This is a genomic window from Nitrobacter sp. 62-23 (assembly GCF_001897285.1).
GTDB lineage: Bacteria > Pseudomonadota > Alphaproteobacteria > Rhizobiales > Xanthobacteraceae > Nitrobacter.
Map to the genome: position 1 here is coordinate 1 of NZ_MKSM01000079.1, position 10985 is coordinate 10985.

At 64.5% G+C, this 10985-nt stretch carries 9 protein-coding genes; 7 read left to right on the forward strand and 2 right to left on the reverse strand.

All coding sequences use genetic code 11. The features are described 5' to 3' along the window. Nucleotides 1–131: 131 nt before the first annotated feature. Nucleotides 132–623, reverse strand: coding sequence for a transcriptional repressor (locus BGO16_RS06850; RefSeq protein ID WP_292617866.1), 492 nt, complete (start codon nucleotides 621–623; stop codon nucleotides 132–134). A gap of 251 nt (nucleotides 624–874) precedes the next feature. On the opposite strand from BGO16_RS06850, the gene BGO16_RS06855 reads away from it, so the two are divergent. The 7 genes from BGO16_RS06855 to ppa all read left to right on the forward strand — a co-directional run bounded on the left by BGO16_RS06855 (nucleotide 875) and on the right by ppa (nucleotide 9678). Continuing rightward, nucleotides 875–1363 (forward strand): MarR family transcriptional regulator, encoded by a 489-nt coding sequence (locus BGO16_RS06855; protein WP_292617867.1) that lies wholly within the window; start codon nucleotides 875–877, stop codon nucleotides 1361–1363. Next, the gene (locus BGO16_RS06860) at nucleotides 1356–2516 is read left to right on the forward strand and encodes an HlyD family secretion protein (protein WP_292617868.1); all 1161 of its coding nucleotides are present in this window, start codon (nucleotides 1356–1358) and stop codon (nucleotides 2514–2516) included. Before BGO16_RS06855 ends, BGO16_RS06860 begins: the two co-directional genes overlap by 8 nt. A 4-nt stretch (nucleotides 2517–2520) precedes the next feature. After that, entirely contained in the window at nucleotides 2521–4077 is a 1557-nt protein-coding gene (locus BGO16_RS06865) for an MDR family MFS transporter (RefSeq protein ID WP_292617869.1), read from the forward strand. A 109-nt stretch (nucleotides 4078–4186) separates the two neighbouring features. After that, nucleotides 4187–6913: a DNA mismatch repair protein MutS gene (gene mutS, locus BGO16_RS06870; RefSeq protein WP_292617870.1), complete on the forward strand. Its 2727-nt coding sequence runs from the start codon at nucleotides 4187–4189 to the stop codon at nucleotides 6911–6913. Between the two features lie 13 nt (nucleotides 6914–6926). Continuing rightward, nucleotides 6927–8186 (forward strand): NAD(P)/FAD-dependent oxidoreductase, encoded by a 1260-nt coding sequence (locus BGO16_RS06875; RefSeq protein WP_292617871.1) that lies wholly within the window; start codon nucleotides 6927–6929, stop codon nucleotides 8184–8186. Nucleotides 8187–8312: 126 nt separating this feature from the next. Beyond that, entirely contained in the window at nucleotides 8313–8822 is a 510-nt protein-coding gene (locus BGO16_RS06880; protein ID WP_292617872.1) for a GNAT family N-acetyltransferase, read from the forward strand. Between the two features lie 325 nt (nucleotides 8823–9147). Next, the gene (ppa, locus tag BGO16_RS06885; protein WP_292617873.1) at nucleotides 9148–9678 is read left to right on the forward strand and encodes an inorganic diphosphatase; all 531 of its coding nucleotides are present in this window, start codon (nucleotides 9148–9150) and stop codon (nucleotides 9676–9678) included. Between the two features lie 189 nt (nucleotides 9679–9867). On the opposite strand, the gene folD is transcribed toward ppa, so the two are convergent. Further along, entirely contained in the window at nucleotides 9868–10752 is an 885-nt protein-coding gene (gene folD, locus BGO16_RS06890; RefSeq protein WP_292617874.1) for a bifunctional methylenetetrahydrofolate dehydrogenase/methenyltetrahydrofolate cyclohydrolase FolD, read from the reverse strand. Between the last annotated feature and the right edge of the window lie 233 nt (nucleotides 10753–10985).

Sequence of the window (10985 nt, forward strand, 5' to 3'; positions counted from 1 at the left end):
CGCCACCCGCTATGACAAGCGGGCCGATATCTTCCTCTCTACAATCCTCTTGGCCGCTACCCTGACTTGGTGGATCAATTGAGTCTCGACCCTAGAGTCTTTCACCGTTTCCATGAAATGGTGATAAGATCCTAGCCTGCGCTCTGGCAATGCGCGCAGGTGCCGGTGATTTCGACCACGGACAGCTTCGGCGTGAATCCGGTGGAGCGGGCGGCGTCGCTGAGGCTCTGCGCCACGCGGCTTGCCGGAATTTCGCCGACCGAACCGCAACGCTCGCAGATCAGAAACGCCACCATCGCGCTCGCATCGTGGTCGTGTCCGCAGGCCAGAAACGCGTTGCGGCTTTCGATGCGGTGAACGAGGCCGTTCTCCATCAGAAAGTCGAGCGCGCGATAGACCGTGATCGGCGCCGGGCGTGCCATCGATTTCGCCAGCTCCTCGATCACCTCATAGGCGCCGAGCGGCCGATGACTCGACAGCAATGCCTGCAGCACCTGGCGGCGGATCGGCGTGAATTTCTGCGCGCGCTGGGCGCAGACCTTCTCCGCATGGCTGATCGCCTCCGAGGCGCAGCGGTCGTGATCGTGCCCCGGCACGGGGAATGTCGGTCTGGTTGCTGTCATCAGCCCCTTACTTAACCCGTTTGAGCGGACTTCGCCCCCTATTTCAGCACCGCCGTCCCGGCATTTGCCGACAACCGAAACAGTGCAATGCGATCAGGGCCAGGTCGCGGGAGGTATCCCGTGCGGGCGGCGGACGGTTCCGTGGGTTGAACCCGGCAGCCATGAGCTGGCTGCAGACCAGCTTCTCGATCGCGGTGGGTAATGCTTTTCATATGCTTGCTTATTATAACGAATGTTAGGAGTTTTCCGAAATGCCGGACCGGTCGATCGAAAGCGACCTTCTGTTTACCCTGTTCGAGGTGCAGCGCCTGCTCCGGCTCTTTGCCGACAAACAGGCGTCGCGCTACGGCCTGAACCGGGCGCAGTGGGCTGTGCTCGCCAAACTGGAGCGCACCGAGGGGCTAAAGCAGGCGGATGTCGCCGAGCTGATGGAAATGCAGCCGATCACGCTGATGCGGTTGATCGACAAACTCTGCAAGGCCGGTTTGATCGAGCGTCGCGGCGACGAAACCGATCGGCGCATCAATCGTCTTTACCTGACCGGGGCCGCGCGACCTTTGCTGGCCCAGCTCGCCGTATTGCGCGGCGAAATCACGCGAGCTGCGCTCGCCGATATCAGCCTCTCCGACGCGCACCGTCTGATCGAGCAACTTCAAACCGTCAAAGACAACGTTCGTAACGCGCTGCAGGGCAACGCGCCCATCGACAGTGAGAAAATGAAAGAGCGGCACTATGGCTGAGCCCGCCCTCAAATTTCCGCCAGACCTGAAGGACGCGCCCGCGAAGCCGACGCCGTCGGCGACCCCAGACGCAAAACCGCGCCGGCAGTTGCTGGCTTCGCTGCGCCGCTACCGCCGGCCGCTGCTTCTGGTCGTATTGCCGCTGATCGCGCTGATCGCCGGGCTGACGTTCTATCTGTCGGGCGGCCGCTACGTGACCACCGACGACGCCTATGTGGGCGCGCAGAAGGTCCTGATCACGCCCGAGGTCTCCGGCAAGATCGACAGCGTGACGGTCAAGGAAGGCCAGCACGTCAAACAGGGCGATCCCTTGTTCGAGATCGATCCCGTGCCGTTCCGCCTGGCTGTGCAGCAGGCGCAAGCAAAGCTGAACGACGCGACGGTCGAGTACAACACGCTGAAATCAAACCTCGCCAATTATGCGACGTCCCAGACGCTTGCCCAGCAGAGCATCGACGTCAAGCAACGCGACGTCGATCGCAAGACAACGCTGGTGAAAAGCAATTCCGGATCACGGCTTGATTTCGACAATGCCGTCAGCGCGCTGGTGCAGGCGGAGGGCGTGGACCAAATTCTGCTGCAGCAGATCGCCACCGCGCGCAACAAGCTGCTCGGCGATCCGGATCTGCCGCTGGAGAAATTCCCGGCCTATGCGCAGGCCAAGGCCGCTTTGGCCGACGCGCAGCGCAACCTTGCGAATACGGAGCTTCGCGCGCCGATCGACGGCATCGCGACGCAGGTCGACAACATCCAGCTCGGCCGCTTCGTCGCCGCCGGAACACCTGTGTTCAGCATCGTCGATCTCGATCACCCGTGGGTCGATGCCAATCCCAAGGAATCCGACTTCACCTATGTGGCCGTCGGACAACCCGTCGATCTCTCCGTCGATTCCTTCCCCGATCATGTCTTCAAGGGCACGGTCGGGGCGCTCAGCCCCGGCACCGGCGCGACATTCGCGATCCTGCCGCCCCAGAACGCCACCGGCAACTTCGTGAAGGTCGTGCAGCGCATTCCCGTGCGGATCTATTTCGACAGGAGCGATCCGGCCGTGGCCAAACTGAAATCCGGCATGAGCGTCGACGTCTCGATCGACACCCATCACCGCCGCACGCTCGCAGGCCTGTTCGGCCTGTCCCGCACGAAGCAGGAATAAAGCGATGCCAACGGCCACAGCACAGCCCGTCACCGGTCCGGGGCTTCGCCGGAACATGGTGACGATCTGCGCCATGACCGCGACCATCATGCAGGCGCTCGACGCCACGATCGCTAACGTCGCCTTGCCCTACATGCAGGGGTCGCTGTCGGCCTCGCAGGACCAGATCAACTGGGTGCTGACGTCCTACATCGTGGCGGCGGCCATCATGACCGCGCCGGTCGGCTGGATCGCCAACCGCTTCGGCCGCAAACGTATCTTCATCCTCTGTGCGGCCGGCTTCACCTTCGCATCCGTCTTGTGCGGACTGGCGCAGGATATCACCCAGATGGTGCTGTTCCGTTTGCTGCAAGGCATGTTCGGCGCAGCGCTCGTACCGCTGTCGCAGGCGGTAATGCTCGACGCATACGCGCTGCATGAGCGCGCCAAGGCCATGGCGATCTGGGGCATGGGCGTCATGCTAGGGCCGATCATGGGCCCTTCACTCGGCGCGTGGCTGACCGAGACCTATAGCTGGCACTGGGTGTTCTTCGTCAACCTGCCGTTCGGCGTGATCACGGTCGTCGGCCTGATCATTTTCATGGAGGAGACCCGGCTCGACACCAGGCTGCAATTCGACTGGTTCGGCTTCGCCGCGCTCGCCGTCGGCATCGGTGCGCTGCAGCTTGCGCTCGATCGCGGCGAGCAGCTCGACTGGCTGGAGTCCCGGGAGATCATCATCGAGTTCATCGTCTCGGCCGCCGGCTTCTACTATTTCTTCGCGCACTCGCTGACGACCAAGCGTCCGTTCGTCCAGTTCGCGATCTTCAAGGACCGCAATTTCGCGACCGCGCTCATCTTCATGGCGGTGATCGGCGTGGTGCTGTTCTCGACCATGGCGCTGGCCTCGCCGCTGTTCCAGAACGCCTACGGCTATCCGATCCTGACCGCCGGGCTCCTGCTCGCGACGCGCGGCGGCGGAACGTTCGTGGCCATGATGATGGTCAGCCGTCTCATGACATATTTCGAGGCGCGGACCCTGATCGCCATCGGCCTTTCGCTGATCGCGATCACGCTCTACGACATGACCGCCTGGACCGCCGATATTTCCGTGCAGGCCATTGCCATCAACAGTATCGTCCAGGGTTACGGTATTGGCCTTGTCTTCGTGCCGATGACGACCGCGGCCTTCATGACGCTGCCTGATCATCTGCGCACCGACGGCACCTCGATGCTGACGCTGGTGCGCAACGTCGCAAGCTCGATCGGCATTTCCATCGTCATCGCCCGACTGACGAGCGGCACCACCCGCGTCCACGCGGTGCTGGCCGAGCATATCACCCCGTTCAACGACGCACTGCAGATGCCGGACGTGACCAGCACCATCAACCTGCACACGGATGCGGGCCGTGCGATGATGGACGTGATCGTCAGCGCTCAGGCGCAGATCATCGCGTTCTCGCAGGACTTCGAGCTGGTCGCGCTGGTGACGGTCTGCGCGATCCCGCTGGCGCTGATCCTGAAACCGACCAGGGCGGCGATGCGCGCACCGACGGCCGATCATGCCGCGGTGATGGAATAGAGCGAACAGCAGGAAACCCTCGCCAAACCGCGAACCGATCACGTGGAAAACGGGCAGGACCGCCGCAATGGCATAGGAAGCGGCGCCGAAACTTTGTAGTTTCGCCGCCATGACGATCCAGCGCGCCATTCCGACATCGCCGAGCCCCGCCGCCCCCGCCGAGGCGGCGCGGGTCACGCCGATGATGGAGCAGTACCTTGAAATCAAGGCGGCCAATCCCGGCCTCCTGCTGTTCTACCGGATGGGCGATTTCTACGAACTGTTCTTCGAGGATGCCGAAATCGCCTCCCGCGCGCTGGGCATCACGTTGACCAAGCGCGGCAGGCATCAGGGCGCTGATATCCCGATGTGCGGCGTTCCGGTCGAGCGCTCAGACGATTACCTGCACCGGCTGATCGCGCTCGGCCATCGCGTCGCGGTATGCGAGCAGACCGAGGACCCCGCGGCGGCGCGCAAGCGCGGCAACAAGAGCGTGGTTCGCCGCGATGTGGCCCGCCTCGTCACCCCGGGGACGTTGACCGAAGACACGCTGCTCGACGCCAAGGCCAACAACTACCTGCTGGCGCTGACGCGCGCCCGCTCATCCTCGGGGAGCGACCGCATCGCGCTGGCGTGGATCGACATCTCCACGGCCGAGTTCATGGTCACCGAATGCGGCGCCGGCGAACTCGCCGCCACGCTCGCACGCATCAATCCCACTGAGGTGATCGTGTCCGATGCGCTCCATGGCGATCCGGACATGGCGGCGCTGCTGCGGGAGTTGCCGTCGGTGACGCCGCTGACCCGCGACGTGTTCGACAGCGCGACCGCCGAGCGGCGGCTGTGCGATTATTTCGCGGTCGCCACCATGGACGGTCTCAGCGCCATGTCGCGGCTGGAAGCGACAGCGGCGGCCGCCGCCGTCACCTATGTCGACCGCACCCAGATCGGCAAGCGGCCGCCGCTGTCGCCGCCGTCACGGGAAGCCTCGGACGGCACGATGGCGATCGATCCCGCCACCCGCGCCAACCTCGAACTGACACGCACGCTCGCGGGCGAACGGCGCGGCTCGCTGCTCGATGCCATCGACCGCACGGTGACGGCGGCGGGGTCGCGGCTTCTGGCGCAGCGGCTGGCGGCGCCGCTGACGGACAGCGCCGCCATCACGCGGCGGTGTGACGCCGTCGCCGCATTCGTGTCCGACAACGCGGCATGCGACGACATCCGCGCCGTATTGCGCGCGGCGCCCGATATGTCGCGGGCGCTGGCGCGGCTCTCGGTCGGCCGCGGCGGTCCGCGCGACCTCGCAGGCCTGCGCGACGGCGTCGTTGCCGCCGATCAGGCTTTGGCGCGGCTATCGGCGCTGTCCGATCCGCCGAAAGACATCGCCGCGGCGATGGCTGCGTTGCAGCGCCCCTCCCGCGATCTCGCGCGTGAACTCGGCCGGGCGCTTGCAGACGACCTGCCGCTGACGAAGCGCGACGGCGGTTTCGTCTGCGAGGGCTACGAGGGCGCGCTCGACGAGGCGCGAAAACTGCGCGACGATTCCCGCCTCGTGGTAGCGGCGATGCAGGCGCGCTACGCCGAGGAGACCGGCGTCAAGACGCTCAAGATCCGCCACAACAACGTGCTCGGCTATTTCGTCGAAGTGACCGCGCAGCATGGCGACAGGCTGATGAGCGCGCCGCTCAACGCCGCTTTCATCCATCGCCAGACGCTGGCCGGGCAGGTGCGCTTCACCACATCGGAACTCGGCGAGATCGAAGCCAGGATCGCCAATGCCGGCGACCGGGCGCTGGGCCTCGAACTGGAGATTTTCGACCGGCTGGCCGCGATGGTGGTCGAGGCCGGAGACGACCTGCGCAACGCCGCGCATGCCTTCGCACAACTGGATGTCGCGGCCTCGCTCGCCAGGCTCGCGGCCGACGAGAATTATACCCGGCCCGAGGTCGATGCCTCGCTCGGCTTCGCCGTCGAGGGCGGCCGTCATCCGGTGGTCGAGCAGGCGCTCAAGCGCGCCGGCCAGCCCTTCATCGCCAATGCCTGCGACCTGTCGCCGGGCCCGGGCCAAGCCTCCGGCCAAATCTGGCTGCTCACCGGCCCGAACATGGCAGGCAAATCGACATTCCTGCGCCAGAACGCGCTGATCGCGCTGATGGCGCAGATCGGCAGCTTCGTGCCGGCGAGCCGCGCGCGCATCGGGATGATCGACCGGTTGTTCTCGCGGGTGGGCGCGGCTGACGATCTGGCGCGCGGACGCTCGACCTTCATGGTGGAGATGGTGGAAACCGCCGTCATCCTCAATCAGGCATCGGAGCGCTCGCTGGTGATCCTCGACGAGATCGGACGCGGCACCGCGACCTTCGACGGCCTGTCGATCGCGTGGGCGGCGATCGAGCACCTGCACGAAACCAACCGCTGCCGTTCGCTGTTCGCAACGCACTATCACGAACTCACCGCGCTGTCGGCAAAGCTGCCAAGGCTGTTCAACGCCACCGTGCGGGTGAAGGAATGGCACGGCGAGGTGGTGTTCCTGCACGAGGTGCTGCCGGGCGCCGCCGACCGCTCCTATGGCATTCAGGTGGCGAAGCTCGCCGGCCTGCCGCCATCCGTGATCGCACGCGCTAAATCGGTGCTGGCCAAACTGGAGGCTCAGGATCGCGGATCGACCGTGCGCGCGCTGGTCGACGACCTGCCGCTGTTCGCGGTGCCGTCGCGCGCCACCGAGGAATCCGCGCCATCCGGAGAAACCGCGCAACTGGTCGAGGCGTTGAAAGCGCTGCATCCCGACGAGATGTCGCCGCGCGAGGCGCTGGATGCGCTCTATGCTCTCAAGGCGAAACTGCCGAAACAGTGACCAGCGTGCCGCGATGCCGCAAACTCTCCCCTCCATTGTCGATGTCGCCATCATCGGCGCCGGCGCCGCCGGACTCGGCGCAGCCGACGCGCTCAAGAATTCCGGCCTCTCCATCATCGTGCTGGAAGCCCGCGACCGCGTCGGCGGGCGCGCCCACACCATCGTCCCCGCCCCCGGCATCGTCTTCGATCTCGGCTGCGGCTGGATGCATTCGGCCGACAAGAATTCTTTTATTGCAATCGCGGACCGCCTCGGTTTCGACATCGACAAAACCCCGCCGCCATGGCGCGAGCAGAGCTTTGACGCCGGATTCCCGGCGACCGAGCGCCAGGATTTCTTTGCCGCGCTCGATGCATTTGACGAGCGGACGAAGGAAGCCGCGAAAGGCGACACCGACAGCGCCGCCAGCCTGTATCTCGCGCCGGGCAACCGCTGGAATCCGATGATCGATGCGATTTCCGGCTATGTAAACGGCTGCGAACTCGATTCCGTCTCGGTCCACGACACGGCCGCCTATGAGGACACCGGAATCAACTGGCGGGTGCGGCGCGGCTATGGCGCGCTGATCGCGGCCTATGGCCGGCCTTTTCCGGTCGCGCTGAACACGCGGGTGTGGCGCATCGATCATTCCGGCTTGCAACTGCGCATTGAAACCTCGAAAGGCGCGCTGACGGCGGCCAAAACGATTGTCACAGTGCCGACCAGCCTGATCGCGAACGAATCGATCCGCTTCCACCCCGAACTGCCCGCGAAAGTGAACGCTGCCGCCGGCCTGCCGCTCGGCGTCGACGACAAGGTGATGCTCGCGCTGGACGACCCGGAAAGCATGCTTCCGAAAGATGGCAACCTGCGCGGCGCAACCATGCAGACCAAAACAGGCGCCTATCATCTGCGCCCGTTCGGCCAGCCCTGCATCGAAGGGTTTTTCGGCGGCAGCTTCGCGCGCGAACTCGAGGACGCCGGCGATGGCGCACTCGCGGCGCAAGCGATCGAGGAGATCGTGGCGCTGCTCGGCTCGGATTTTCGAAGGAAACTGAAACCGCTCGCGGAATCGCGCTGGGCCCGCGACCCCTTTGCATCCGGAGCCTATTCCCACGCGCTGCCGGGCCATGCCGCTGATCGTGCGGTGCTCGCCGCGCCGGTGGATAACCGGCTGTTCTTCGCGGGCGAGGCCACCTCGCCGAACTTCTTCTCCACTGCGCACGGCGCGCGCGACAGCGGCGCGCGGGCAGCGCGGGAGGCGATCGAGGCCATGCGATTGCCAAAGCGCTGACGCGAAGCCTATGCGGTTGTTCCTTTTCGATACAAAACGCCGCACCAGTGACGGTGAGCCCAACATTTTAACCTTTAATTAACGATGGAGCTTGAAGAGCGCGCGCGGACTTGCTTTGATCGGGGTATGAGCACGACCCTGATCGAACTCCGGCCGGCCAAGGTCGCGGATGCATCCGCGGTCGCCGCGACTCATGACGAATCCTGGCGTTCGGCTTATCAGGGCATCATTCCCGGCGCGGAACTGGAAAAGCTGATCAACCGGCGCGGCCCGCTCTGGTGGGACAGCGCGATCCGCAAGGGCAGCCGCGTCAGCGTGCTGGTGTTCGGCGACAAGGTCGCCGGCTATGCCAACTACGGCCACAACCGCGCCCGCAGCCTGCAATATGATGGCGAGATCTACGAGCTTTACCTGCGTCCCGAATTCCAGGGCCTGGGGTTCGGCCGGCGGCTGTTCACCGCGGCCCGGCGCGACCTGCTACAGAGCGGGTTGAAAAGCATGGTGACCTGGGCGCTGTCCGACAACGAGCCGGCGACGGAGTTCTACCGCGCGCTCGGCGGCCGCATGGTCGCTCGCTCCTCCGAGAGGTTCGGGCCGAAGTCGCTCGACAAGGTGGCGTTCGCCTGGAGCGGCTAGTCGAGTGGATGTGACGGTCGCTCCATCGTCATTCCGACGCCGCAAAACCGGCGCTCCCGGAATCCGGGAAATGTGAGAGCCCGTTTCAACTGCGTCGAATCAGACGCGTCGCTTATCTTTTATTTAAGCATGATCTTTTCCAAAAACCGGTTTCCACTTTTCGGGATCATGCTCTAAAGACAATCGGCCAGTTTGGATTCGGGCTTCGCGCTTTCAGCGTCCCTGGATGACCTCAAGTTTTCAGCGCCCATGGCGCCATTGAAGCCGGCCCGCTGCCCGGCCATAGTTGCCAGATTCACCTCCCAGACCCACCGCGAGGCGGCCCATGCGTATCGACGCGATCTCGACCGGATCAAATCCGCCACACGAGGTGAATGTCATCATCGAAGTGCCGGTTGGCGGCGAGCCGATCAAGTACGAGATGGACAAGAACGCCGGCACGCTGGTGGTCGACCGGTTTCTCTACACGGCGATGCGCTATCCCGGAAATTACGGCTTCATCCCGCACACGCTGTCGCAGGACGGCGATCCCTGCGATGTCCTGGTCGCCAACACGCGCGGCATCGTGCCCGGCGCCGTGATCAGCGTGCGGCCGGTCGGCGTGCTGTTGATGGAGGACGAGGCCGGCGGCGACGAAAAGATCATCGCGGTCCCCACCTCGAAACTGACCCAGCGCTATGACAAGATAAAGAATTACAGCGACCTGCCGGACATCACGCTGCAGCAGATCCAGCACTTCTTCGAGCACTACAAGGATCTGGAGCCCGGCAAATGGGTCAAGGTGTTGCGCTGGGGCGGCGCGGAGGACGCGCACAGGCTGATCCTGGAAGCCATCGCGCGAGCGCAGGTGAAATAATCGCCGCTCTTGTCCCGCACGCGGTGCAGCGTCTTCACGCTGCGCGGCAGAGCCGGGACCGTCACGAAGATCGTCCCCTCCCCCCCTTTTTGCGCCTCCGGATCAGCAGCGCACCACGCCGCAAGAGCGGCACGATGCGCAGCATCCGGGGCACGCCTCTTGCTTGGTTCGGCTTTTATCGAAACCGGCTCATACCCCCGGCGTGGGCAATCCCTCGATCGCGCAGGCGGCGCGTAGCGTATTGACGAGAAGACACGCCACCGTCATCTGGCCGACGCCGCCGGGCACCGGCGTCACCGCCCCGGCGACCTTCATGGCCTCGTCGAACGCGACGTCGCCGACCAGGCGGGTCTTTCCCTCAGCCGCAGGCAGGCGCGTGATGCCGACATCGATCACGGTCGCGCCCGGCTTGAGCCAGCCGCCGCGCACCATCTCGGCCTTGCCAACCGCCGCATAGACCAGATCGGCGCGGCGACAGAGTTCAGGCAGATTGCGCGAGCGCGAATGCGCGATGGTCACCGTCGCGTTTTCGTTGAGCAGCAACTGCACGAGCGGCCGTCCCACCAGATTGGAGCGGCCGATCACGATGGCGTCCATGCCTTCGAGCGAGGCGTGCACGCTTTTGGTCAGGATGATGCAGCCGAGCGGCGTGCATGGTGACAGTGCGGGCAAGCCGCCGGCAAGGCGGCCGGCGTTGTGCGGATGCAGGCCGTCGACGTCCTTCGCCGGATCGATGGAAGCGATGATGGTTTCGGTATCGAACCCCTTCGGCAGCGGCAATTGGACCAGAATGCCATGCACGGCGGGATCGGCGTTCAGTTTCGCCACCAGCGCCAACAGGTCCGCCTGCGCCACATCGGCCGGCAGGACGTGTTCGAACGAAGCCATGCCGGCGGCCTGGGTCTGTTTGTGCTTGTTGCGGACATAGACTTCGCTCGCGGGATCGTTGCCGACCAGTACCACGGCGAGGCCGGGCGTCAGCCCGTGATCGCGCTTCACCCGCGCCACCTCATCGGCCACCCGCGCTCGCAAGTCCGCCGCGATGACTTTTCCATCGATGATTTTGGCCGTCATGCTGATCCCCCGGCTTGCTTTCACCGTGTCATGGATACGGTGAAAGACCCTGGATTCTTGATTTGACGCGTTTTCCTCACGCGAACCGGATCCCACCCCGCTCGAAAACGCTCTAGTGGAGTGAATTTGACATTCGCCACCCGCTTTGCAGCGAACTTGTCAGGCGAATGTCACATTCAAAACTCCACTAGAAACCTGATAGTTGCTAGTGGTCCTTTGATTCTAACATTTGC